22 protein-coding genes are annotated in these 22,289 nt (G+C 61.0%); 7 read left to right on the top strand and 15 right to left on the bottom strand.

Annotated features, from left to right (window positions below):
* Nucleotides 1–457 precede the first annotated feature (457 nt).
* The 11 genes from LOY52_RS23705 to LOY52_RS23655 form a co-directional block, all read right to left on the bottom strand.
* Nucleotides 458–754 (bottom strand): type II toxin-antitoxin system RelE/ParE family toxin, encoded by a 297-nt coding sequence (locus tag LOY52_RS23705; protein ID WP_258676352.1) that lies wholly within the window; start codon nucleotides 752–754, stop codon nucleotides 458–460.
* A complete protein-coding gene (locus tag LOY52_RS23700; protein WP_258676350.1) occupies nucleotides 744–983 on the bottom strand; it encodes a type II toxin-antitoxin system RelB/DinJ family antitoxin in 240 nt (79 codons plus the stop codon). The genes LOY52_RS23705 and LOY52_RS23700 overlap by 11 nt, the downstream gene beginning before the upstream one ends.
* A gap of 443 nt (nucleotides 984–1,426) precedes the next feature.
* Nucleotides 1,427–2,173, bottom strand: a complete 747-nt coding sequence (locus LOY52_RS23695; protein ID WP_095139154.1) for a helix-turn-helix transcriptional regulator — start codon at nucleotides 2,171–2,173, stop codon at nucleotides 1,427–1,429.
* A gap of 223 nt (nucleotides 2,174–2,396) precedes the next feature.
* Nucleotides 2,397–2,924 carry an inorganic diphosphatase gene (gene ppa / locus LOY52_RS23690; protein ID WP_003205933.1) on the bottom strand — a complete coding sequence of 176 codons (528 nt, stop codon included), beginning with the start codon at nucleotides 2,922–2,924 and terminating at the stop codon, nucleotides 2,397–2,399.
* Nucleotides 2,925–3,036: 112 nt separating this feature from the next.
* Nucleotides 3,037–3,849, bottom strand: a complete 813-nt coding sequence (locus LOY52_RS23685; RefSeq protein WP_258676348.1) for a zinc-dependent peptidase — start codon at nucleotides 3,847–3,849, stop codon at nucleotides 3,037–3,039.
* Between the two features lie 4 nt (nucleotides 3,850–3,853).
* The gene (locus LOY52_RS23680; protein ID WP_258676347.1) at nucleotides 3,854–4,504 is read right to left on the bottom strand and encodes a DedA family protein; all 651 of its coding nucleotides are present in this window, start codon (nucleotides 4,502–4,504) and stop codon (nucleotides 3,854–3,856) included.
* A 281-nt stretch (nucleotides 4,505–4,785) separates the two neighbouring features.
* Complete coding sequence (locus LOY52_RS23675) at nucleotides 4,786–5,247, bottom strand: N-acetyltransferase (RefSeq protein ID WP_258676346.1); 462 nt, start codon at nucleotides 5,245–5,247, stop codon at nucleotides 4,786–4,788.
* Nucleotides 5,248–5,361: 114 nt separating this feature from the next.
* Entirely contained in the window at nucleotides 5,362–6,195 is an 834-nt protein-coding gene (gene eutC, locus LOY52_RS23670; RefSeq protein WP_408980411.1) for an ethanolamine ammonia-lyase subunit EutC, read from the bottom strand.
* Nucleotides 6,192–7,586 (bottom strand): ethanolamine ammonia-lyase subunit EutB, encoded by a 1,395-nt coding sequence (locus LOY52_RS23665; RefSeq protein ID WP_258676341.1) that lies wholly within the window; start codon nucleotides 7,584–7,586, stop codon nucleotides 6,192–6,194. The genes eutC and LOY52_RS23665 overlap by 4 nt, the downstream gene beginning before the upstream one ends.
* Nucleotides 7,587–7,748: 162 nt before the next feature.
* Nucleotides 7,749–9,119, bottom strand: a complete 1,371-nt coding sequence (eat, locus tag LOY52_RS23660; protein WP_258676336.1) for an ethanolamine permease — start codon at nucleotides 9,117–9,119, stop codon at nucleotides 7,749–7,751.
* Nucleotides 9,120–9,424: 305 nt separating this feature from the next.
* Entirely contained in the window at nucleotides 9,425–10,945 is a 1,521-nt protein-coding gene (locus LOY52_RS23655; RefSeq protein ID WP_025108675.1) for an aldehyde dehydrogenase family protein, read from the bottom strand.
* 443 nt (nucleotides 10,946–11,388) lie between these two features.
* On the opposite strand from LOY52_RS23655, the gene LOY52_RS23650 reads away from it, so the two are divergent.
* The 4 genes from LOY52_RS23650 to LOY52_RS23635 all read left to right on the top strand — a co-directional run bounded on the left by LOY52_RS23650 (nucleotide 11,389) and on the right by LOY52_RS23635 (nucleotide 15,768).
* The gene (locus tag LOY52_RS23650) at nucleotides 11,389–13,302 is read left to right on the top strand and encodes a sigma-54-dependent Fis family transcriptional regulator (RefSeq protein ID WP_258676328.1); all 1,914 of its coding nucleotides are present in this window, start codon (nucleotides 11,389–11,391) and stop codon (nucleotides 13,300–13,302) included.
* 195 nt (nucleotides 13,303–13,497) lie between these two features.
* A complete protein-coding gene (mpl, locus tag LOY52_RS23645; RefSeq protein WP_258676325.1) occupies nucleotides 13,498–14,847 on the top strand; it encodes a UDP-N-acetylmuramate:L-alanyl-gamma-D-glutamyl-meso-diaminopimelate ligase in 1,350 nt (449 codons plus the stop codon).
* On the top strand, nucleotides 14,844–15,491 hold the full coding sequence (gene ubiX, locus LOY52_RS23640; protein WP_007968137.1) for a flavin prenyltransferase UbiX: 648 nt from the start codon (nucleotides 14,844–14,846) through the stop codon (nucleotides 15,489–15,491). The genes mpl and ubiX overlap by 4 nt, the downstream gene beginning before the upstream one ends.
* Nucleotides 15,484–15,768 (top strand): YceK/YidQ family lipoprotein, encoded by a 285-nt coding sequence (locus LOY52_RS23635; protein ID WP_007968135.1) that lies wholly within the window; start codon nucleotides 15,484–15,486, stop codon nucleotides 15,766–15,768. The genes ubiX and LOY52_RS23635 overlap by 8 nt, the downstream gene beginning before the upstream one ends.
* Nucleotides 15,769–15,962: 194 nt before the next feature.
* Here LOY52_RS23635 and LOY52_RS23630 read toward each other — a convergent pair whose 3' ends face one another.
* The 3 genes from LOY52_RS23630 to LOY52_RS23620 form a co-directional block, all read right to left on the bottom strand.
* Nucleotides 15,963–16,604, bottom strand: a complete 642-nt coding sequence (locus LOY52_RS23630; protein WP_095139170.1) for an oxidoreductase — start codon at nucleotides 16,602–16,604, stop codon at nucleotides 15,963–15,965.
* A gap of 27 nt (nucleotides 16,605–16,631) precedes the next feature.
* Nucleotides 16,632–18,359 (bottom strand): C13 family peptidase, encoded by a 1,728-nt coding sequence (locus LOY52_RS23625; protein WP_258676319.1) that lies wholly within the window; start codon nucleotides 18,357–18,359, stop codon nucleotides 16,632–16,634.
* A 110-nt stretch (nucleotides 18,360–18,469) separates the two neighbouring features.
* Nucleotides 18,470–18,925: a MaoC family dehydratase gene (locus tag LOY52_RS23620; protein WP_003228575.1), complete on the bottom strand. Its 456-nt coding sequence runs from the start codon at nucleotides 18,923–18,925 to the stop codon at nucleotides 18,470–18,472.
* Between the two features lie 180 nt (nucleotides 18,926–19,105).
* On the opposite strand from LOY52_RS23620, the gene LOY52_RS23615 reads away from it, so the two are divergent.
* From LOY52_RS23615 to LOY52_RS23605, 3 genes are read left to right on the top strand one after another with little or no spacing between them, the layout of a single operon-like run.
* Nucleotides 19,106–19,468, top strand: coding sequence for a CidA/LrgA family protein (locus LOY52_RS23615; RefSeq protein WP_095139173.1), 363 nt, complete (start codon nucleotides 19,106–19,108; stop codon nucleotides 19,466–19,468).
* Nucleotides 19,468–20,184: an LrgB family protein gene (locus tag LOY52_RS23610; RefSeq protein WP_258676311.1), complete on the top strand. Its 717-nt coding sequence runs from the start codon at nucleotides 19,468–19,470 to the stop codon at nucleotides 20,182–20,184. The genes LOY52_RS23615 and LOY52_RS23610 overlap by 1 nt, the downstream gene beginning before the upstream one ends.
* Nucleotides 20,185–20,194: 10 nt before the next feature.
* Nucleotides 20,195–20,785: an LON peptidase substrate-binding domain-containing protein gene (locus LOY52_RS23605; RefSeq protein ID WP_258676308.1), complete on the top strand. Its 591-nt coding sequence runs from the start codon at nucleotides 20,195–20,197 to the stop codon at nucleotides 20,783–20,785.
* Nucleotides 20,786–20,907: 122 nt separating this feature from the next.
* Here the strand turns inward: LOY52_RS23605 and LOY52_RS23600 are convergent, their stop codons facing one another.
* Complete coding sequence (locus tag LOY52_RS23600) at nucleotides 20,908–22,224, bottom strand: bifunctional DedA family/phosphatase PAP2 family protein (RefSeq protein ID WP_202370597.1); 1,317 nt, start codon at nucleotides 22,222–22,224, stop codon at nucleotides 20,908–20,910.
* Nucleotides 22,225–22,289 lie beyond the last annotated feature (65 nt).

Raw genomic sequence — 22,289 nt, 5'->3', positions numbered from 1 at the left:
ACTCACGAGTGGTCGCCAGGTCAATGCTGAACTGTCAGCACCAGCGCGGGAATGAACGCGATGTCCAACGTGTTGTGACTGCGCCACAGCTCAAGCGTCGTCAGCACGCCTTAAGCGAATGCCAGCAGTGAGTAGACCAGCACTCGGTTCGGCATCGAGTCATAAAAGGCGGGAATCAGACACAGCGTCAGCCAGACCATCGACCCTGCAATTGAAGGCGCACGGCCCACCAGCGTGGGATATACAGGGCCATTCCACGAATTCCCGTGAGGCTCAATACCGGAATCCGGCCGATGGCGGGCATGCGGAAAAAAAACAGAGGGTGTGGGTGTTGGGCGGGATTTAGCAATGTAGGGGGGGGGCAAGCGTTGGGTTGCCGAGGTGCACCAAGGGTGAGGGGGAATCAAATTTGTGCAGTGGCTTGCTGCACAAATTCAGTGCGCCGACAGTGGGGTAATCAGCATTCAGGCTCCAATCGATCCAGTGCGGCCTCGTAAGCAGCCTCTCGCTCACGCTTCCCGATAGCGACTACAAACACCACGATCTCCTGATCAAGCACCTGGTAGATCAAGCGATATCCAGCGCTTTTCAGCTTCACTTTGTAGCAATCCGGCAGCTCGCGAAGTCGATTGGCTTCTACTCGAGGATTCTCTAACACCTCAGAGAGCTTCTTTTTGAACTGCTGGCGAATTGTATCGCCCAGTTTATTCCACTCTTTTAACGCACGACGATCGAATTCAAGGCTATATGTCATCCAGACTTACCTTGATTCGTTGAGGTGACGCGAGACGTTCTCTGACTACCGCGATGAGAGCTTCATCCTCTTGGCTGATGAGCGCGGTTTTGAAGGGCAGTTTGCCCCGCTCAGCGACGTATTGAAGCGTCTGGCGCAGAAGCTCCGAAGGTGTGACGCCGAGCTTTTCCAGCTCGGCAAAGGAGCGTTTTTTCAGCTCATCATCAATGCGGATGTTGATGGAGGCCATGATGCGATACCTGTAATGACGTTTGTCGTTACGGTATCAAGGGGCTTCGTCCTCGACAAGTGGGAATTCAGGTTTCAGACGGTAGGCCTTGGGTTTCTTTCAGGCATTAAAAAGCCGGCTTGTGGCCGGCTTCTCGGGGACTGGCTTGGTTTATTTTTGGTAAACCGCGCCAGCCTTCAAAACGTACACCCGGATCTGCGTCCGGCTGTGGGACTTGGTCAGACGTTGGTCTGCCGCGTCGGGCGTCATCTGAGCCGCGGGAGCGGGGCGATGCGCAAATGTGGGGCGCAGGATACTGAGTTTTGTTGGGGATTCCCAGCCTCAACTGCGGAATAGAGCCACCGCGGGGGGCAAAATTCGTAATTTGTACTGATTTTCAGGGCCTCTTCGCGAGCAGGCTCGCTCCCACAGGGGTTGGTGCAGGATCGAAGATCCGTATCAGATCACAGAAACGGCACCACCGGCCGGCGTTTGCCCAGGGTCGACCACCAGAATACCCAGCCCAGAATATGGATCCGCTGCTCATCGATCTGCGCTGCGCGGAAGATTTCGTCCGGGTATTCGGCGCTGTTGTGGCTGCGCAGGCGCAGGGCGTTGCCGGGCATGCGGTGCAGGTATTTGATGCGCAGCATGCCGTCGTGTTCGATGGCGTAGATTTCGCCGTCGACCACTTGGGTCAGGCCGCGGTCGATGCCGACGATGGAGCCGTCTTCAATGCGCTCGGCCATGCTGTTGCCGATCATGTGCGCGCAGATGGCGTCGCCGGGACGGATTTCCAGTTGGGCGAGATGGGCGCGGGGCAGGCGGACGGTTTGCTCGGGGTCGAGGATGACGTGGGTTTTGTCGGCGCCGGCGCTGAGCGGTGTTTCCTTGAAAAACGGCAGTTCGATGTCGTTGGGGTTGATGATGGAATAGACGCCGTTGACGGACTGCGCGTCGAAGGTGTCGCCGTTGCTGGCAGGCGTTTGCAGGCGGGGTGACTCTTTGCTGCCTTCGCCGGTTTTCAGCCACTCGCTGTTGACCGAGAGCAGGCGTGAGACTTCCTCCATGCGATACGCCGGGACGCCCCGGGTGTACCAGTTATGAATATTTTGGGCTTCCGTGCCCCAGAACTTTGCGAATCCCGTGGTGGTGATGTTCGCTGCTTCCAGGAGTGCCTTGAATCTTGGACCGCTAGTGTTCTTTCTCATAAACACCGAGTCTACGGCCGTGCCAGAGCGGTTTGAATAAACCGGGTGTTCAAAAAAAGGCTGTATTTTGCGACTGGATGTAAGACGTGCTTGTGGGAAATCACTCACTCCGAAACTTTTCTGTAGTCCGCCATAAACACACTGTTTAAAACGTCATTTCTCAGGCACAAAAAACCCCGGATCAACCGGGGTTTTCTTCAAGCGTCATGCAGCCAGCAGGCGCTTAGCCCTTGTAGGCAGCAACCGACTTGGTGATCGCCTCGCGAGCGGCGTCAGCGCCAGCCCAGCCTTCGATCTTGACCCACTTGCCTTTCTCGAGGTCCTTGTAGTTCGCGAAGAAGTGCTCGATCTGCTGAATCAGCAGCGGTGGCAGGTCGGTGTATTCCTTCACATCGACGTACAGCTGGGACAACTTGTCGTGTGGGACTGCGATGACTTTGGCATCGCCGCCGCCGTCGTCGGTCATGTTCAGAATGCCGACTGGACGCGCGCGGATCACCGAGCCTGGAGCAACCGGGTAAGGGGTCACAACCAGCACGTCGAGGGGATCACCGTCGTCAGCCAGGGTGTTCGGGATGTAACCGTAGTTGGCCGGGTAGAACATTGGGGTGGCCATGAAACGGTCAACGAACAGGCAATCGCTGTCTTTGTCGATTTCGTATTTGATCGGCGCGTGGTTGGCCGGGATCTCGATCGCGACGTAGATGTCGTTCGGCAGGTCTTTGCCAGCCGGAATCTTGCTGTAGCTCATTGGGCGTTGCCCCCGTAGTTGACCAAAAACACTTGGCCGGATTGACCAAAAAGTGGCGGCGATTATAGGCACATTCCTACGCCGACGCCACGTACCAGAAGTCGCGCAGCGCTTACTCGTGCGCCTGATAGACCGGGTCTGTGGCCTGAAGTTGCCGCAGCCTGCCCAACGGATCCTGCCGGTAGAAAAGCTGCAGTTGCAAGTAGACCTGTGGATAAGCCGCGTGCAGCAGATCCGGAGCGCTGAAGAAGTATTCGCTGGTGACCGCGAAGAACTCCGCCGGGTTTTCGGCGGCGTACGGGTCGATGTCGGTTTCGGCGTCGGGATTGCGGTCGAGCTGGCGGTTGAGGTCATCGTAGGCGTGTTGCATGACCTCGGCCCAGTCGCTGACGCGCATGTCGGCGTGCAGCGGCGGCAGGCCGTTGGCGTCGCCGTTGAGCATGTCGAGTTTGTGCGCCAGTTCGTGGATCACCAGGTTGTAGCCTTCCCAGCCACCACTGGCCATCACCCCCGGCCAGGCGAGGATGATCGGCCCCTGTTGCCAGGCTTCGCCGCTGTGCTCGCCGTCCCACTCGTGCTCGACCCCGCTGGCATCGCGATGCCGTTGCGGGCTGAGGAAGTCGTCGGGGTAGAGGACGATTTCGTGGAAACCCTGATACCAGTTCAAATCGCCCAGATTGAGCAACGGCAACTGGGCCTGGGCGGCGAGCAGCAGGCGTTGTTCCTGATGCAGTTCGACACCGGGCAGGGCGGTCAGGTGTTTTTCTTCGAGAAACAGCACGCTGGCTTCACGCAACCATTGGTCTTCGGCGGCGCTGATGCCGTCGAGAAAGCTCAGGTGATGGCGCACCCGTTGCCACAGGTTGTCGGCAATCGGGTGCCTGGCCAGAATGCGCCGGCGACGCCAGGCGCTCAGTGACCACATCGGATCAGTGGGTTTCGACTTTCGCGCCGCCGAAACGGCTGCGCACCACGCCGATGATCATCGGCACCAGCGACAGCAGGATGATGCCGACCACCAGCAGCGACAGGTTCTTCTTGATGAACGGCACGTTGCCGAAGAAGTAACCCAGCGTCACCAGGCCGCCGACCCAGAGGATGGTGCCAAACACGCTGAACGCGAAAAAGCGCGGGTAGGGCATTTTCCCGACGCCGGCGACGAACGGTGCAAACGTGCGGATGATCGGCAGGAAACGCGCCAGGGTCACGGTTTTGCCGCCGTGCTTGTCGTAGAAATCGTGGGTTTTTTGCAGGTAATCGCGACGGAAGATTTTCGAATTCGGGTTGCTGAACAGTTTTTCGCCCGCCGTTCGGCCGATCACATAGTTGGTGCTGTCGCCGAGGATCGCCGCGAGCATCAGCAGACCGCCCAACAGCACCGGGTCCATGCCACCGCCCGCTGCCACGGCACCGGCGATGAACAACAGCGAATCACCCGGCAGGAACGGCATCACCACCAGACCGGTTTCACAGAAAATGACAGCGAACAGAATCGCGTAGATCCACGGCCCGTAGTTGGTGACCAGCAAATCGAGGTACACATCGAGATGCAGGATAAGGTCGAGCGGGTTGAAATCCATGGGGGCACCTGTGGTAACGGCCCGACTCGGCAGGCCTGTGCGGATGACTTCGTGTAAGCCTACAGCGAGGTGTAGTTTTTCTTACAAGCCGGAAAGCTCGGGATTATACGGTCTGAGAGGTGAAAAGCGCGTTGGTTTTGTAGCGAGGGATGTCGGGGTGTGAATAAATGTCAGACAGACTTCGGGTTTGATAAAAGATCAAAGGATCGCAGCCTTCGGCAGCTCCTACCTTGGAAGGCGTTCCTCCTGTAGGAGCTGCCGCAGGCTGCGATCTTTTGGCTTCAGAGCTCGTCGCTGATCGGCAGCACGTAGTTCTTGAACTCGGTGTCTTCCTTGAACCCGATGGATTCGTAGGTTTTCTGCGCCACTTCGTTGTTGCTGCTGGTGGAAACGCGCATGCGCACGGCCTGGGTTTCCTTGGCCATTCTCTTCGCGGTGCGGATCAGATTGTCGGCTACCAGTTGGCGGCGGGCGTCTTCGGCGACATAGATGTCGTTGAGGATCCACACGCGCTTGAGCGACAGCGAGGAAAAGCTTGGATACAGCTGACAGAAGCCCATGAGTTTCTTGTCGTCATCATCGGCCAGGGCCAGATAAATCACCGACTCCTTGCGACGCAGGCGTTTTTCGAGAAACGCGCGGGAGGAATCCGGGTAAGGCAGGGAACCGTAGAACTCGCGATATTTGACGAACAACGGGGTCAGCAAATCCAGGTGTTCGAGGGTCGCTTGAATAATCCGCATGATAGGTCTCGTCTTCAAGTGGCTGTCTTCAACTGCTCTGACGGCGATGGGAAACCCTGCGGCCGTGCGTCGATCCTGCCTGAAAGCAGCGCAGAAACGCAATGCGGAAACGGTTCAGGTTGTGGGCGGATCAAGCAGGAAGTTTGCCTTCATGTCTGCACCTGCGTCCGACTCCAGCGTCTGCACCTGTGCTTCGTCCTTCAGATTGACCCCCGACAGCTGCCGCCGGCAGGCTTCGCGCATCAGATACAGCAGGCGATGTGCCGCCATGCCGTAGCTCAAGCCCTCCAGCCGCACATTGGAGATGCAATTGCGGTAGGCATCGGTCAGCCCGATTTTTGGATTGTAGGTGAAATATAAACCGAGGCTGTCGGGCGAGCTGAGGCCCGGACGCTCTCCGATCAGCATCACCAGCATTTTTGCGCCGAGCAGTTGTCCGATCTCGTCACCGATGGCAACACGACCCTGTTCCACCAGTACGACCGGGGCAAGCGACCAGCCGTCGGCACTCATCTGCTCCTCCAGGCGGGTCAGAAACGGCAAGGTATGCCGATGCACCGCCAGTGCCGACAGGCCGTCCGCCACCACAATCGCCAGATCGACGCCACCGGGGTGCGCTGAAGCGTAATCCCGCAGGGTCTGCGCCGAGGCGTCGCTGAGTTTGCGCCCCAGATCCGGGCGTTGCAGGTAGCTGTTGCGATCGGTCGCCGCGCTGTGCAGCAACAAACTTTCGCGTCCGCGTTCACTCAGTTGCGCGCTGAGCCCGGCGTGGTCGAACGGCAGGTGCACCGCGTCCCGCGCCTGGGCGTGGGCGAACTGGAAATCCAGTTGTGCGCTGGTTGGCAGGCTGGTGCCGGTGCGGCCCAGAGCGATGCGCGCCGGGGTCAGGCGGCGCAGCTCCAGCCATGGGTTTTGCGGGTCGACAGGCGGTTTTTCCATCACACTCATCCCAGTTGCGCCAGCGCCTGGCGGAAGGCCGGCGGCAGGTTGTTGCCAAAGCGAACCTTGCCGTCCGCCTGGGTGAAAATGCCCATGTTCGCCAGCCATTGCTCGAACTCCGGCGCCGGTTTCAGGCCCAGGGTCTGGCGCGCGTAGAGCGCGTCGTGGAACGAGGTGGTCTGGTAGTTGAGCATGATGTCGTCGGAGCCGGGGATGCCCATGATGAAGTTGATCCCGGCCACACCGAGCAGGGTCAGCAGGGTGTCCATGTCGTCCTGATCGGCTTCGGCATGGTTGGTGTAACAGATGTCGCAGCCCATCGGCACGCCGAGCAACTTGCCACAGAAATGGTCTTCGAGGCCGGCGCGGATGATCTGTTTGCCGTTATAGAGGTACTCCGGGCCGATAAATCCGACTACGGTATTCACCAGAAACGGCTTGAAATGCCGCGCCACGGCGTAGGCCCGGGTCTCGCAGGTCTGCTGGTCGACACCGTGGTGGGCGTTGGCCGAGAGCGCGCTACCCTGACCGGTCTCGAAATACATCAGGTTCTGTCCGAGGGTGCCGCGTTTGAGGCTCAGCCCGGCGTCATAGCCTTCCTGCAATACGTTGAGGTTGATGCCGAAACTGGCGTTGGCCGCTTCGGTGCCGGCAATCGACTGGAACACCAGATCCAGCGGCACTCCCCGATTGATCGCCTCGATCGAGGTGGTGACGTGGGTCAGCACGCAGGCCTGGGTCGGAATGTCGTAGCGCTGGATGATCGCGTCGAGCATCTCCAGCATTGCGCAGATCGAGGCGATGCTATCGGTGGCCGGGTTGATCCCGATCATCGCGTCGCCGTTGCCGTACAGCAGGCCGTCGAGAATGCTCGCGGCGATGCCGGACGGTTCGTCGGTCGGATGGTTCGGTTGCAGGCGGGTCGACAGGCGTCCGCGCAGGCCCAGGGTGCCGCGAAACTTCGTCACCACGCGGATCTTCTGCGCCACCAGCACCAGATCCTGCACGCGCATGATTTTCGACACGGCGGCGACCATTTCCGGGGTCAGGCCGGGGGCAAGGGCGCGCAGGCTGGTTTCGTCAGCGGCGTCGCTGAGCAGCCAGTCGCGGAAGCCGCCGACGGTGAGGTGGCTGACCACGGCAAAGGCTTGTTTGTCATGGGTGTCGATGATCAGTCGGGTGACTTCATCACTTTCGTAGGGAATCAGCGCTTCCTGCAGGAAGTGCGTGAGCGGGATGTCGGCCAGCGCCATTTGCGCGGCCACGCGTTCGCCGTCGTTGAGCGCGGCAACGCCAGCCAGAAAGTCCCCGGAGCGCGCCGGGCTGGCCTTGGCCATGACATCCTTGAGGCTGTCGAAGCGGTAGGTCTGGGCGCCGACGGAATGGGCAAATGCGGCCATGCTGTCCTCCTGTAATTGATACACCCCTGTAGGAGCTGCCGCAGGCTGCGATCTTTTGACTTTGATTTTCTAAAAACAAGATCAAAAGATCGCAGCCTGCGGCAGCTCCTACAGGGTTCCAGCACAGTGCCTGGATGGGCGCTGTGCACTTTTATATGGCAGTCAGATACCTTCGAGCATAGCGTCTGCCGGGGCTTCGGCGCGTTGCTTGGCGGTCAGTTGGAAGTACAGATAACCAGCGGCCATAAAGCCCAGGAACACACAACCGATCAGCGTGTTGAACCAGGCCATCGCCACCAGGCACACCACGGCCAGAAACAGCGCAATCGCTGGCACAACCGGATAGCCCGGCGCGCGGAAGGTGCGCTCCAGATTCGGCTCGGTCTTACGCAGTTTGAACAGGCTGAGCATGCTGATGATGTACATCACGATCGCGCCGAACACCGACATGGTGATCATCGCTGCAGTCAGGGTCATGCCTTGCAGATTGACCAGGCCATCGCTGTAAATCGCCGCGATGCCGATCACGCCGCCGGCCAGAATCGCCCGGTGCGGGGTCTGGAAGCGCGACAGCTTGGCCAGGCTTTTCGGCAGGTAACCGGCGCGGGCGAGGGCGAAGAACTGTCGCGAGTAACCGAGGATGATCCCGTGGAAACTCGCCACCAGGCCGAACAGGCCGATCCACACCAGCATATGCATCCACGATGAGTTGTTGCCGACCACCGCTTTCATTGCCTGCGGCAGCGGGTCGTTGATGTTCGACAGCTGGCGCCAGTCGCCGACGCCGCCGGCCATCACCATCACGCCGATGGCGAGGAACACCAGGGTCAGAATGCCGCTGACGTAAGCCTTGGGAATCGTGCGTTTCGGATCCTTGGCTTCTTCGGCGGCCATGGCGGCGCCTTCGATGGCGAGGAAGAACCAGATCGCAAACGGGATCGCGGCAAAGATTCCGGGGATCGAGCCCATCGTGAACTCGTTGGCACCCGACCAGCCGTTGAGCACGAAATTGCTGAAGCTGAAGCCTGGTGCGACCACGCCCATGAACACCAGCAGTTCGGCGACCGCCAGCACGGTGACCACCAGCTCAAAAGTCGCGGCAATGCTGACGCCGAGAATGTTCAGGGTCATGAACACGAAATACGCGCCGACCGCCGCGACCTTCGGATCCAGCTCCGGGTACTGCACGTTGAGGTAGGCGCCGATGGCCATGGCGATTGCCGGTGGGGCGAAAACGAATTCGATCAGCGTGGCGATGCCGGCGATCAAACCGCCTTTTTCGCCGAACGCCCGGCGGCTGTAGGCAAACGGCCCGCCCGCGTGGGGAATCGCGGTGGTCAGTTCGGTGAAGCTGAAGATGAAGCAGGTGTACATCGTCGCGACCATCAGCGCCGTGACCAGAAATCCGAGGGTGCCCGCGGTGCCCCAGCCGTAACTCCAGCCGAAGTATTCGCCGGAAATCACCAGGCCGACGGCAATGCCCCAGAGGTGCAGGGTGCCGAGTGTGGGTTTGAGCTGTGTGGTGGAAGTCATAAGTCCTCTCTGTTTTTTATTGTTCGATCTGTTGGACTTTCGGGGGCAGTGGTTGGGTGGATGGATGCTGTTCACGCAGCGGCAGTTTTTGTGCAAAACCTGAATGACGGGTACGCAAGGGCCGTGCCAGAGCGGCCAGGCCTTGTGTTGTGTCATTGAGGACGCCTTCGCGAGCAGGCTCGCTCCCACAGTGGATTTGTGCCGAGCCTGTGTATGTGGTGCGACACGACTCCCCTGTGGGAGCGAGCCTGCTCGCGAAAGCGGTCGAAAGGGCGACACAGAAATATCTGTATCGCCCCCGGGTTTTAGAAGAAGCCCAACGGATTGATGTCGTAGCTCACCAGCAGGTTTTTGGTCTGCTGATAGTGATCGAGCATCATCTTGTGGGTTTCACGGCCGACGCCGGACTTCTTGTACCCGCCGAACGCGGCGTGCGCCGGGTACAGGTGGTAGCAGTTGGTCCACACACGACCGGCCTTGATCGCGCGGCCCATGCGGTAGGCGCGGTTGATGTCGCGAGTCCACAGGCCGGCGCCGAGGCCGAACTCGGTGTCGTTGGCGATCGCCAGGGCTTCGGCTTCGTCCTTGAAGGTGGTGATGCTCACCACCGGGCCGAAGATTTCTTCCTGGAACACACGCATTTTGTTGGTGCCCTTGAGCAGGGTCGGCTGGATGTAATAGCCGGTCGCCAGATTGCCCTCGAGTTTTTCCACCTTGCCACCGGTCAGCAGCTCGGCACCTTCGCCCTTGGCGATTTCCAGGTACGACAGGATCTTGTCGAATTGCTGCTCGGACGCCTGCGCGCCGACCATGGTGTCGGTGTCCAGCGGGTCGCCGCGTTTGATCTGCAGGACTTTCTTCATCACCACTTGCATGAATTCGTCGTAGATCGATTCCTGCACCAGCGCTCGGGACGGGCAGGTGCAGACTTCGCCCTGGTTGAAGAACGCCAGCACCAGACCTTCGGCGGCCTTCTCGATGAAGGTCGGCTCGGCCTGCATGATGTCTTCGAAGAAGATGTTCGGCGACTTGCCGCCCAGTTCCACGGTCGATGGAATGATGTTCTCGGCGGCGCATTTCATGATGTGCGAGCCGACCGGGGTCGAGCCGGTGAAGGCGATCTTGGCGATGCGTTTGCTGGTGGCCAGGGCTTCGCCGGCTTCTTTGCCGAAACCTTGCACCACGTTGAGCACGCCCGGTGGCAGCAGATCACCGATCAACTCCATCAGCACGCAGATGCCCAGCGGGGTTTGCTCGGCAGGCTTGAGTACCACGCAGTTGCCGGCGGCCAGTGCCGGGGCGAGTTTCCACGCGGCCATCAGCAGCGGGAAGTTCCACGGGATGATCTGGCCGACCACGCCCAGTGGTTCATGGATGTGATAGGCCACGGTGTTGCCGTCGATTTCGGCAGCGCTGCCTTCCTGGGCGCGCAGGCAGCCGGCGAAGTAGCGGAAATGGTCGGCGGCCAGCGGGATGTCGGCGTTGAGGGTTTCGCGGATGGCTTTGCCGTTGTCCCAGGTTTCGGTGATCGCCAGCAGTTCGAGGTTCTGTTCGATGCGGTCGGCGATTTTCAGCAGGATCAGCGAGCGCGCCTGCACCGAGGTCGCGCCCCACGCATCGGCAGCGGCGTGGGCGGCGTCCAGTGCCTTGTCGATGTCTTCGGCAGTGGAGCGGGGGAATTCGGCAATCGGTTGGCCATTCACTGGCGAGGTATTGGTGAAGTACTGACCTTTGACAGGCGCGACGAACTCGCCGCCGATGTAGTTACCGTACTTGCTCTTGAACGAGACTTTGGCGCCTTCAGTACCGGGGTGAGCGTAACGCATGATGATGTTCTCCTTGGCTTTGTACTTATTAGAGAAACGCGCAAGTGCGCTTGCTATAAGCGTAGAGCAAAGGTCGGGCCACTGCCGTGCAGGTCAGGCAAATCAAGGCCTTGCGTGGTTTGTGTCGGACGGGCGGGCGCAGCCTGTGATGGTTTCGGTACAGACGGGGTGACAGTTTGTACCGCTTTTGGCACAGCCTGTGACCGGGTGGTCTTACCAGCATTGCAATGCGCCGATGGCTGGAGGATGCTGGCTGCCAATCGCCCAGTGGTTGATTATTGTGGCGAGGGAGCTTGCTCCCGCTGGGCTGCGCGGCAGCCCTGAAATGTTTACCGCTCATATACTTTGGCGAGCGCTTCGCACTCGAGCGGGAGCAAGCTCCCTCGCCACAGGTCAGTGTTGGTAGTCTGGAAGGGTCGACCTTTCGGGGAGAACAATAAGAAATGCACGACAACCATTTGAGTCGCCATGCCCAGCAGGTGCTCACCGTCAGTCAGGGCAAGGCGCACCTGCACGGACCCGGTGCCGATCCGTCGATTGCCCGTTCGTGGCTGCGCTGTCTTGAGGACTATCACCTCGATCCGGCCCTGACCATGGCGCCCACCGTGCTCGAACACGGGCGCGTGCTTGAAAGCCGCGAACGTCTGCAACAGGTGTTGCAGATTGCCGGCAATGAAATGAGCAGCCTGCATCAACAACTGTCCGGCGCCGGTCATGCGGTGCTGTTGACTGACGCGCGTGGGGTGATCCTCAACTGCGTCACCGCACCGGCCGAGCGCAAGATTTTCGAACGCGCCGGCCTCTGGCTCGGTGCCGACTGGAGCGAAGCCTGCGAAGGCACCAACGGCATCGGCACCTGCCTGGTCGAACGCCAGGCACTGACCATTCATCAGGACGAACACTTTCGCGGCCGCCACACCGGCCTGACCTGCTCGGCGAGCCCGGTGTTCGACCCGCACGGCGAATTGCTCGCGGTGCTCGACGTGTCCTCGGCGCGCCACGACGTTTCGCGGCAGAGCCAGTTCCACACCATGGCGCTGGTCAATCTGTCGGCGAAGATGATCGAAAGCTGCTATTTCCTGCGCTGCTTCGATAACCAATGGTTGCTGCGTTTCCATCTTCAGGCCGAATCGGTCGGACTGTTCAGCGAAGGGCTGCTGGCGTTTGACGGGGAAGGGCGGATCAGCGCGGTCAACCAGAGCGCGCTGAACCTGCTCGGGCATATTCGCGGTGGTTTGCTCGGCAAACCGGTGGAAGCGTTTTTCGATTGTTCGCTGGATGAGCTGCTCGGTCGTGCCAGCGCCAATGCCAGCGCCAGTTGGCCGCTGCGCACCCGCGACGGACGGCATCTGTTTGCCTTGCTGCGCGGCGAATCGCGCAAGCCGGCGCCGATCATGCCGGCCCCGGTCGTGGCTAAGCCTCAAGCGCTGGCGGGCATTTGCCTCGGCGACGCGGCGCTGCAAGCGGATTTCCGCAAGGCGCTGCGGGTGTTCGAACGCGACGTGCCGCTGCTGATCAACGGTGAGACCGGCTCCGGCAAGGAAGCCTTCGCCAAAGCTGTGCATCACGCCAGCCAGCGCGCCAGCAAAGCCTTCGTCGCCCTCAATTGTGCGGCGATCCCGGAAAGCCTGATCGAGAGCGAACTGTTCGGTTATCGCGGCGGCAGTTTCACCGGCGCACGCAAGGATGGCATGCGCGGAAAGCTGCAGCAGGCCGATGGCGGCACGCTGTTTCTCGATGAAATCGGTGACATGCCGCTGGCGCTGCAGACCCGGTTGTTGCGAGTGCTGGAAGACCGGCAGGTGGTGCCGATTGGCGGCGAGCCGGAAGCGGTCAACGTGCGGATCATCAGCGCCACTCACCGTAATCTGCTGGAGCGCGTGGCTGACGGCAGTTTCCGCGAAGATCTGTATTACCGGCTCAATGGCCTGGAGGTCGCGTTGCCGGCGTTGCGTGAGCGCAGCGACAAGTCGCAGTTGCTGGATTTCCTGCTGGCCGAGGAGGCGAATGGCCAAGTGATTGTGATCGACGAACCGGCGCGTCAGGCGTTGCTGGCCTTCAACTGGCCGGGCAACGTGCGGCAGTTGCGCAATGTGCTGCGCACACTGGCGGCATTGTGTGATGAAGGGCGGATCGGGCTGGAGGATTTGCCGGTGATGATTCGGCAGTTGCGACCGCCGTTGGAGCTGAAGTCGGTTGAGTCCGAGCATCCGCTGGAAGACGCCGAACGTCTGGCGTTGCTCAATGTGCTGGAACAAACGCGCTGGCACATGACCCAGACCGCGCAGCAGCTCGGGGTCAGCCGCAACACCCTTTACAGAAAGCTGCGCAAACACGGCATCGCCCGAACCGCATAACCCCCCCTGTAGGAGCTGCCGAAGGCTGCGATCTTTTGATCTGTTCTTTATAAGATCAAAAGATCGCAGCCTCGTTGCACTCGTCAGCTCCTACAGGTGGGGTAGTGATCGTGGTGGTGGGTGATGGTGATCAGCTAAAGAGTGCGATTTTTCCCACCCTACGCTAACCTGCGGCCATGTTTTACGAGGTCGACTATGCACATTCATATTCTGGGTATCTGCGGGACTTTCATGGGCTCGATGGCGGTTCTGGCCAAAGAGCTGGGCCATCACGTGACCGGCTCCGACGCCAACGTCTATCCGCCGATGAGCACGCAGCTGGAGGCCCAGGGCATTCAACTGACCCAGGGTTATGACCCGGCCCAGCTCGATCCGGCACCGGATCTGGTGGTGATCGGCAACGCCATGTCCCGCGGCAACCCGGCGGTGGAGTATGTGCTGAACAAAGGCCTGCCATACGTTTCCGGCCCGCAATGGCTGGCCGATCACGTGCTGCAAGGGCGCTGGGTGCTGGCGGTTGCCGGTACGCACGGCAAGACCACCACCAGCAGCATGCTCGCCTGGGTGCTGGAGCACGCCGGCATGAGCCCGGGGTTCCTGATCGGCGGCGTGCCGCAAAACTTCTCGGTTTCCGCACGTCTGGGTGGTACGCCGTTTTTCGTGATTGAGGCCGACGAGTACGACAGCGCGTTCTTCGACAAGCGTTCGAAGTTTGTCCACTACCGTCCGCGTACCGCGATCCTCAATAACCTTGAATTCGATCATGCCGACATCTTCCCCGATCTGCCAGCCATCGAGCGGCAGTTCCACCACTTGGTGCGGACCATTCCGAGCGAAGGTCTGGTGATCCACCCCACCACCGAACCGGCCTTGCAGCGCGTGATTGAAATGGGCTGCTGGACCCCGGTGCAGACCACCGGTGTAGGCGGTCAGTGGCAGGTCAAATTGCTCAAGGATGATGGCTCGGCGTTCGAAGTAATGTTCGAAGGCGTGTCCCAGGGCACCGTCGAATGGGAGCTGACCGGTCAGCACAACGTCGCCAACGCCCTGGCTGCGCTGGCAGCGGCGCGGCATGTCGGTGTGGTGCCATCGATGGGCATCGCCGGGTTGAGCGCATTCAAGAACGTCAAACGCCGGATGGAGAAAGTCGCCGAAGTGCGCGGCATCACCATCTACGACGACTTCGCCCACCACCCGACTGCGATCGCCACCACCCTCGATGGCTTGCGCAAGCGCATCGGCGACGCACCGCTGATCGCGATCATCGAGCCGCGCTCCAACTCGATGAAGCTCGGCGCGCACCGTGACGGTCTGCCGGACAGCGTGGTCGATGCCGATCAGGTGATCTGGTACGCCCCGGCCAACCTCGGCTGGGATCTGGCAGCCACCGCCGGGCTGTGCAGCGTGCCATCGATTGTCAGCGACTCGCTGGAAGGCATCATCGAACGCGTGAAGAGCCAGGCCCAGCCCGGCACCCATGTGGTGATCATGAGCAACGGTGGCTTCGGCGGTCTGCACGGCAAACTCGCCGAGGCACTGCAATGAACACTTTTGCCCAGAGCGGCGGCCCGGAACGCATCACGCTGGCGATGACCGGCGCGTCCGGCGCGCAGTACGGTTTGCGCCTGCTCGACTGCCTGGTACGGGAAGATCGCGAAGTGCACTTCCTGATCTCCAAGGCCGCGCAACTGGTGATGGCCACCGAGACCGATGTCACGTTGCCGCCCAAGCCGCAGATGATGCAGGCGTTCCTTACCGAATACACCGGGGCCGCCGCCGGGCAGATCCGCGTGTACGGCAAGGAAGACTGGATGTCGCCGGTAGCCTCGGGCTCCGGCGCACCAGCGGCGATGGTTGTGGTGCCGTGTTCCACCGGTACCTTGTCGGCGATTGCCACGGGCGCCTGCAACAACCTGATCGAGCGCGCGGCGGACGTCACCTTGAAGGAGCGGCGCCAGTTGATTCTGGTACCGCGCGAGGCGCCGTATTCGAGCATTCATCTGGAGCACATGCTCAAGTTGTCGAACATGGGCGTGACCATCCTGCCGGCCTCGCCGGGTTTCTATCACCAGCCGCAGACCATCGACGACCTGATCGATTTCGTCGTCGCGCGGATCCTCAATCTGCTGGGCATTCCTCAGGACATGCTGCCGCGTTGGGGCGAGCATCATCTGAGCAGCGATGAATAAGCTGTTGGTGATTGCGCTGGCGCTGCAACTGGCCGGCTGCGCCACGGCGCGCACGCTGGATGCCGCCAAACCGGGCGCGCCGGTGGTGTATTCCGGGACGCGCCTGGATTTGTACGCGATGAATGGCGGGTGTTGTGCGATGGATCGCTTCGGGGCTGAGGCGCCGAGTTATCCGGGAGTGGACCTGCCAGCGAGTGCGTTGCTCGATACGCTGTTGTTGCCGTTGTCGTTGCTTACGGTGATTGGCGTGGGGTTTCAGGCGACTGGCGGGTTGTAAAGATCAAAAGATCGCAGCCTTCGGCAGCTCCTACAGGGTGAACTGAAATCCCGTGTAGGAGCTGCCGAAGGCTGCGATCTTTTGATCCGGAGTGCTGCGCACTCCATTCGCGAGCAGGCTCGCTCCCACAGGGGGACGCGGTGCAAATGTGGGAGCGAGCCTGCTCGCGAAAGCTTTCTTCCAGGCGCTATGAGTTATTTGCCGAGCTTGCGCAGCTCATCCGACTCAACCACCCGCACCCCATCCTGTTCTTCCAGCGCCAGGCGCCACATCGCCCGGGCCAGTTGGCAGGCTTCGATGCCGCGATATTTGCCGGGAATCAGTTTGGAAAACGGCGCGGCCAGCTGTTCGCCCAGGCGCGGCTCGGTGCGATCGCCCAGCAACAGCGATGGCCGGCAGATGGTCAGTTGCGGCCAGTCCTGCGCGCGCAACGCCTGCTCCATCTCGCCTTTGACCCGGTTGTAGAAAATTGACGATTTCGGATCGGCGCCCAGCGCGCTGATCACGATCAGGTGCCGCGCGCCCATCTCCCGTGCGCGTTTGGCGAACGCCACGACCATGTCCAGATCCACCGCGCGGAACGCGGCTTCGGAACCCGCCTGCTTGATGGTGGTGCCGAGGCAGCAATAGGCGATATCGACGCGACCACTGAGTTGCGGCAGAAACGCCTGTGGGTCGCCCACCGGGTTTTCCAGGTGCGGATGCTCCGCCAATGGACGACGGGACGGGGCGAGCACGCGGGTGATCGTCGGCTCGTTGAGCAAACGGTCGAGCAGATGTTCACCGGTCAGTCCGGTGGCTCCGGCTAGCAATACGTGCTGAGGCGTCAAGTACATAGTGTTTCTCCCTTGATACTGTTCAGCTTAGTTGCTGTTTGTTGCTCCGTCGTTCAATGCAGCACTCTGCAACGCTTTTCTTGCCTGCTGTTTACGCAGCAGTTGCCAGTGCGCCAGCACGGTTTTCGGTGCCCAGATCTGTGGCTCCGAGGCTTCGAAGTTATCCGCCAGTTCGCGCTCGGCGACGGTGGCCTTGGCCAGTTTGAAAGCCTGCTCCAGATCGTCGGTCTGGTTCAGTGCCTGAGCGAACAGGGCGTCGCCGAAGTAGGTGAAGTTGGCTTCTTCCGAGCAACCGAACGACACACGGTCGGCGCGCGAGGCGGTCATGATCAGTGTGCGCTCATCTTTCAGCGCGGGGATGAAACCACCGGAATAGCACGATGAAATCACGATCACCTTGTCGCGATTTTTCAGCGGTGCCAGCACCGTGGCGAGTTCGTCGGCGGGCAGGTCTGCCAGCTCCATGCGCGGCTGGTCGAGCACCAGTTCGTGTTCGGCGGTGCCGTGGCTGGTCAGGTAGATGAACACCAGGTCTTCCGGGCCGCTGCGTTCGGCCAAAGTCTGCGCGGCGCGGCGCAGGTTTTCGCGGGTGGCCATCGGTCGGTCGACGAGGTGGTCGCGGTGGTTGACCAGACGAATCTGGCCGTAGGCTCCGAAGCGTGTGGTGAGCATGTTGGCGACGTAATCGGACTCGCGCAGGAACACGCTTTGCTTGCCGTCGCCACCGAGGGTCAGGGTGTACAGCTCGACTGCTGGCGTCGAGGCGGGCACGGCGGCCAGCGCATTATCGAGTAGGCGGCCCTGGGCCAGCAGACCGAGTTCGAGGGTGTCGGGCAACAGCTTGCCGTCGGCATCACGTACGCGCTGGCCGTTGATCCAGGTACCGCTGAGCACGGTGCCGTCGGTCAGTACCAGGGTGCCGCGCCCGGCGTAGCTGTCGCCGTCGAACCCGCCGATGTAGAAGCTGCCGTCAGACAGGTTCAAACGGCCCTGACCGCTGAAGCGCCAGTCGTTGAAGTAGCCGATGTAGTGGCTGCCGTCGGCGCCGATCAATTCGCCCTTGCCGGTCAGCGCACCCTCCTTGAACTGGCCGAGCCAGACGTCGCCATCGGCGTTCTCGTAGCGACCCTTGCCGTGCAACTGACTGTTCTTGAAGCCGCCGACATAGATGTCGCCATCGGCACTGTTGAAGGTGCCATTGCCTTCGAGCTGGCCGTTGACGAAATGGCCGCTGAAGGTATTGCCGCTAGAGTCGCCGCGCTGGCCTTCGCCGTTGGGTTTGCCGTGGGCGAACTGGCCCTGATAGGAGCTGCCGTCGTCCATTTCCAGACGACCCAGCCCGGAATACTGGTCAGCCTTGAACTCGCCACGGTAGGTCATGGCGTTTTCTTTTAGGGTGCCTTCGCCATCGCGTCGGCCCTGCTTGAAACCGCCGGTGTAACTGCTGGCGTTGGTGGTCAGGCTGCCCTGGCCATCGAACAACCCCTGCTGAAACTGGCCGCGATAGACTTCGCCGTTGCTGCCGTGCCACTCGCCCTGGCCATGCCATTGGCCCTTGTCGAACTGCCCGGCGTACCAACTGCCGTTGGGGTAGTCGACCCGGCCCTGGCCTTGCAGCAAGCCGTTGACCAGTTCACCGCGATAGCGTCCGCCGTCCGGCAGCCGTGCATCCGGGGGCAACAGCGATTCGCCGTCGCCGCAAGCGGTGAGCATCAGGGTCAGGGCAAGGGGTGCAAGAGAAGCGAGTGGGCGCATAGCGGGATCCGGGCAATTAGGCGACCGAGTATGCCGCAGCTATGTGACCTTATACAGCCGGGAAAACAGCGCTGATGCGAAACAGCGTGCGCTGTTTCGCATCCCGTGACTCAAACGAAGCAGAGCGACAGCGGTTCGGCGATATAGGCCGGTTTGTCCGAGCCTTCTATCTCAAGCGTCGCGGTGGCCTTGAGTAGCCATTGACCGGGTTTTTTCTCGGTCACTTCGGCCAGATCGACTTTCAGGCGCACTTTTGAATTGACCTTCACCGGCTGGATGAAACGCACGCTGTCCAGACCGTAATTGACCACCATCTTCAGGCCTTGCGGCAGCACGAGGATGTCTTCCATCAGTTTGGGGATCAGCGACAGCGACAGGAAACCGTGGGCAATGGTGCTGCCAAATGGCGTTTGCGCGGCTTTGACCGGGTCGACATGGATGAACTGATAATCCCCGGTGGCTTCGGCGAACAGGTTGATGCGCTCCTGATCGATAGTGAGCCATTCGGAACGTCCGAGTTCCTTGCCGACATAATCTTTGAGCTCTGCAACGGGAACATAGGGCATTGAGACTCTCCTTGGGTTCATCGGTTTTATAGTTTTTCAGGTGGGGGATTTGACCGCCCTGCGAACCACTGTAGATCAACATGACGATTTGCTCCGGTCAACCGAGCATGCTTTTGGCGAATGCCGATCCATAGCGCTGCCGTGCTTATAATGCCGAGGACTTGCGGGGGGAGATGTCTGATGTTGTTACGTGGCCTGACCATGCTGGTGCTGTTCCAATTGCTCGGCACGGCACTCAACCATTTGCTGTTGCCGGTGCTGCCGGGGCCGATCATCGGTCTGCTGCTGTTGCTGGTGTTCCTGATCATTCGCGGTGAAGTCGGCGAGCCGCTGAACCTCGCGGCTGGCAGCCTGCTGCGCTATCTGCCGTTGCTGCTGGTGCCGCCGGCGGTGGGCGTGATGGTTTATGCGAGCGACATTGCCGCCGATTTCTGGGCGATTGTCGGCGCGCTGGTGCTGTCGTTGATCCTGTCGATGGCTTTCGCCGGGGTGCTGATGCAACGCCTGGTCAAGCGCCATGCGCCGCACTCGGAGGAGTCGTGATGCTCTTCGATTGGCAAGGCGCCTGGGCTTCGGTGATCCATCATCCGCTGTTCGGCATCGGCATCACCCTCGGTGCCTATCAACTGGTGCTGGCGGCGTTCGAGAAAACCCGCTGGATCTTTCTGCAACCGGTGCTGGTCTCGATGCTGTTGGTGATTGGCGTGCTGGTCGGCTGCGGCCTGACCTACGCCGAGTACCGCAAGAGCACCGAAATCCTCAGCATTCTGCTGGGCCCGGCGACGGTGGCGCTGGCGGTGCCGTTGTATCTCAACCTAAAGCGCATCCGCCAATTGTTCTGGCCGATTTTTACTACGCTGGTGATAGGCGGTGCAGTCGCCACGGGCATGGGCGTGTTGCTCGGCTGGTGGTTTGGTGCCGAGCACATGATCCTGATGACCATGGCGCCGAAGTCGGTGACCTCGCCGATTGCCATGCTGGTGGCCGAGCAGATCGGTGGTGTCGCGGCGCTGGCGGCGGTGTTCGTGCTGATCACCGGGGTGATCGGCGCGATCTTCGGCCCGGCGTTGCTGACCCGGCTCGGCGTGCACAGCCCTGAGGCGCGCGGCATGGCGCTGGGCATGACCGCACACGCGGTTGGCACCTCGGTGGCGTTGCAGGAAAGCGATGAGTGCGGCGCCTTCGCGGCGCTGGCGATGAGTCTGATGGGCGTGGCCACGGCGGTGTTCCTGCCGTTGGCGGTGTCGATGGTGGTGTAAGGAAATGTCTATGAGTCTGCCGCTTTTTCCGCTGAATACAGTGCTGTTTCCCGGCTGCAACCTCGACTTGCAGATCTTCGAGGCGCGCTACCTGGACATGATCGGCCGCTGCATGAAACAGGCCGGCGGTTTCGGCGTGGTGTGCATCCTCGATGGCCATGAAGTCGGCGTCGCACCAGAAGGCTTTGCGCTGGTCGGCTGCGAGGCGCGGATCACCGATTTCCAGCAGCAGGACAACGGTCTGCTCGGGATCCGGGTGCAGGGCGGGCGGCGCTTTCAGGTGTTGCGCACTGAAGTGCAGCGCGATCAGTTGATCCTCGCCGACGTCGAGTGGCTTGACGACGAACCCGAGCAACCGTTGCAGGACGAAGACGCCGATCTGGTGGCGCTGCTCAAGGCCTTGGCCGAGCACCCGATGGTCGAGGCGTTGAACATGGGTACTGACGCGCTGGGGCAGCAGTCGCTGGCCAATCAACTGGCGTATCTGCTGCCATTCGCCGAAGAAGACAAGATCGACCTGCTGCAACTCGACGATCCGCAGCAGCGGCTGGATGCGATCCAGGCGCTGCTCGATGAGCTTCAGGGTGAGTTGTTCGCCTGAACCGTCGAAAAAGATCGCAGCCTGCGGCAGCTCCTACAGGGTTTTGGTTTGACAGGCGCACGATGGCGCGGTGTGCACGAAATACCCTGTAGGAGCTGCCGCAGGCTGCGATCTTTGGATTCTCAATAAGCGTAACGCAACATCGTGTCCGGCAAATGCCGCAGAACGAACAAGCTGAACAGCGCCAGCAGCGCCGGCAGGATCAGCCACCAGACCTTGAACGGCATGGCATTGAGCGGCGCCTTGCGCTGGCTCAGCCACAAGCCCGCCGCACATACGCACGCCGCCAGCATTGCGCCGGCCAGAATATCCGTCGGCCAGTGCGCACCCAGGTACACCCGCGACAAAGCAATCGACAGCGCCGGAATACAGCCAAGCAGCAGCCAGGTCAGACGCATTCGCGGCGGTTGTCCCCGACCGGCGAGAACCGCCAGCACCAAAAACAGCGCAAACGAACCCGAGGCATGGCCGCTGGGCATGCTGTAGCTGGTCAGCGGATCGGTCAGCACTTCCGGGCGTACCCGAGCGAAAAACTGTTTGGTGACGGTATTCAGCAGCGCGGTGCACAGCAGCGTACCGCCGGCAAAAATCGCCTGACGCCATTGCCGACACAGCAGCAACAGACCGGTGAGCAGGGCGCTGAACATCAGCATGTTGCGGAATTCACCGATCAGGGTGAACGTCACGGCGATTTCATCGAGCATCGGCTGACGATGTTCCTGCACCAGGGTCATCACGCCCTGGTCGAGGGCGTGCAGGTACGGATAGCCAATAAACAGTCCGATCAGAATCAACAGGCTCATGCTGCTGATCCAGATCGTCGCCCGGCGATGCTGGCGCAAGCTGCTGTTGACGCTCATGCCGACCATCACCGCAATACTGGCGGCGACGATGCCGGCCTGCAGCCAGAAACCTTCCGGCAGCGGCAGACGGATCGCCGCGCCGGTGGCCCAACCCGGCAGCAGGTAGGCGACGCTCCAGCCCGCAGCCGCCAGCAGGCTGACAGCGGCGAAACGCGGGAAAGGCATGTCGCACATCCCGGCAACCATCGGCAACATTGGCCGCAGCGGGCCGATGAAGCGGCCGACCAGCAGACTGGCGATGCCGTAACGCTGGAAGTAGGTTTCGGCCCCGGCCATCCATTCCGGATGGTGGCGCAGCCCCGGCAGGCGGCGAATGTTCTGGTGGAAGTGACGGCCCAGGTAATACGACACCGCATCGCCCAGAATCCCGCCGAGAAAGCCCAGCAGCAGGGTTTCACTCAACGACAGTGCGCCGCTGCCGGCCAGTACGGCCACGGCAAACAACAGCACGGTGCCAGGCACGATTATTCCGGCAATGGCCAGACACTCCACGAATGCGACGATAAACACCGCAGCGGCCAGCCACTGCGGATTGGCCGCCAACCATCCGGTCACGCTATCGAGCCATGGGCCCATACCAAAAAACTCCAAACCATTGATGATCCCTATGCAGGAGCTGCCGCAGGCTGCGATCCTTTGAT

The sequence above is a fragment of the Pseudomonas sp. B21-051 genome, from assembly GCF_024748795.1.
Taxonomy (GTDB): Bacteria; Pseudomonadota; Gammaproteobacteria; order Pseudomonadales; family Pseudomonadaceae; genus Aquipseudomonas; species Aquipseudomonas putida_A.
This window is presented reverse-complemented; position numbering and strand designations above follow the sequence as displayed.

Coding starts and splice junctions, on each gene's coding strand:
- LOY52_RS23705 (WP_258676352.1), bottom strand. CDS start 754: ATGACATATAGCCTTGAATTCGATCGTCGTGCGTTAAAAGAGTGGAAT.
- LOY52_RS23700 (WP_258676350.1), bottom strand. CDS start 983: ATGGCCTCCATCAACATCCGCATTGATGATGAGCTGAAAAAACGCTCC.
- LOY52_RS23695 (WP_095139154.1), bottom strand. CDS start 2,173: ATGAGAAAGAACACTAGCGGTCCAAGATTCAAGGCACTCCTGGAAGCA.
- ppa (WP_003205933.1), bottom strand. CDS start 2,924: ATGAGCTACAGCAAGATTCCGGCTGGCAAAGACCTGCCGAACGACATC.
- LOY52_RS23685 (WP_258676348.1), bottom strand. CDS start 3,849: ATGTGGTCACTGAGCGCCTGGCGTCGCCGGCGCATTCTGGCCAGGCAC.
- LOY52_RS23680 (WP_258676347.1), bottom strand. CDS start 4,504: ATGGATTTCAACCCGCTCGACCTTATCCTGCATCTCGATGTGTACCTC.
- LOY52_RS23675 (WP_258676346.1), bottom strand. CDS start 5,247: ATGCGGATTATTCAAGCGACCCTCGAACACCTGGATTTGCTGACCCCG.
- eutC (WP_408980411.1), bottom strand. CDS start 6,195: ATGAGTGTGATGGAAAAACCGCCTGTCGACCCGCAAAACCCATGGCTG.
- LOY52_RS23665 (WP_258676341.1), bottom strand. CDS start 7,586: ATGGCCGCATTTGCCCATTCCGTCGGCGCCCAGACCTACCGCTTCGAC.
- eat (WP_258676336.1), bottom strand. CDS start 9,119: ATGACTTCCACCACACAGCTCAAACCCACACTCGGCACCCTGCACCTC.
- LOY52_RS23655 (WP_025108675.1), bottom strand. CDS start 10,945: ATGCGTTACGCTCACCCCGGTACTGAAGGCGCCAAAGTCTCGTTCAAG.
- LOY52_RS23650 (WP_258676328.1), top strand. CDS start 11,389: ATGCACGACAACCATTTGAGTCGCCATGCCCAGCAGGTGCTCACCGTC.
- mpl (WP_258676325.1), top strand. CDS start 13,498: ATGCACATTCATATTCTGGGTATCTGCGGGACTTTCATGGGCTCGATG.
- ubiX (WP_007968137.1), top strand. CDS start 14,844: ATGAACACTTTTGCCCAGAGCGGCGGCCCGGAACGCATCACGCTGGCG.
- LOY52_RS23635 (WP_007968135.1), top strand. CDS start 15,484: ATGAATAAGCTGTTGGTGATTGCGCTGGCGCTGCAACTGGCCGGCTGC.
- LOY52_RS23630 (WP_095139170.1), bottom strand. CDS start 16,604: ATGTACTTGACGCCTCAGCACGTATTGCTAGCCGGAGCCACCGGACTG.
- LOY52_RS23625 (WP_258676319.1), bottom strand. CDS start 18,359: ATGCGCCCACTCGCTTCTCTTGCACCCCTTGCCCTGACCCTGATGCTC.
- LOY52_RS23620 (WP_003228575.1), bottom strand. CDS start 18,925: ATGCCCTATGTTCCCGTTGCAGAGCTCAAAGATTATGTCGGCAAGGAA.
- LOY52_RS23615 (WP_095139173.1), top strand. CDS start 19,106: ATGTTGTTACGTGGCCTGACCATGCTGGTGCTGTTCCAATTGCTCGGC.
- LOY52_RS23610 (WP_258676311.1), top strand. CDS start 19,468: ATGCTCTTCGATTGGCAAGGCGCCTGGGCTTCGGTGATCCATCATCCG.
- LOY52_RS23605 (WP_258676308.1), top strand. CDS start 20,195: ATGAGTCTGCCGCTTTTTCCGCTGAATACAGTGCTGTTTCCCGGCTGC.
- LOY52_RS23600 (WP_202370597.1), bottom strand. CDS start 22,224: ATGGGCCCATGGCTCGATAGCGTGACCGGATGGTTGGCGGCCAATCCG.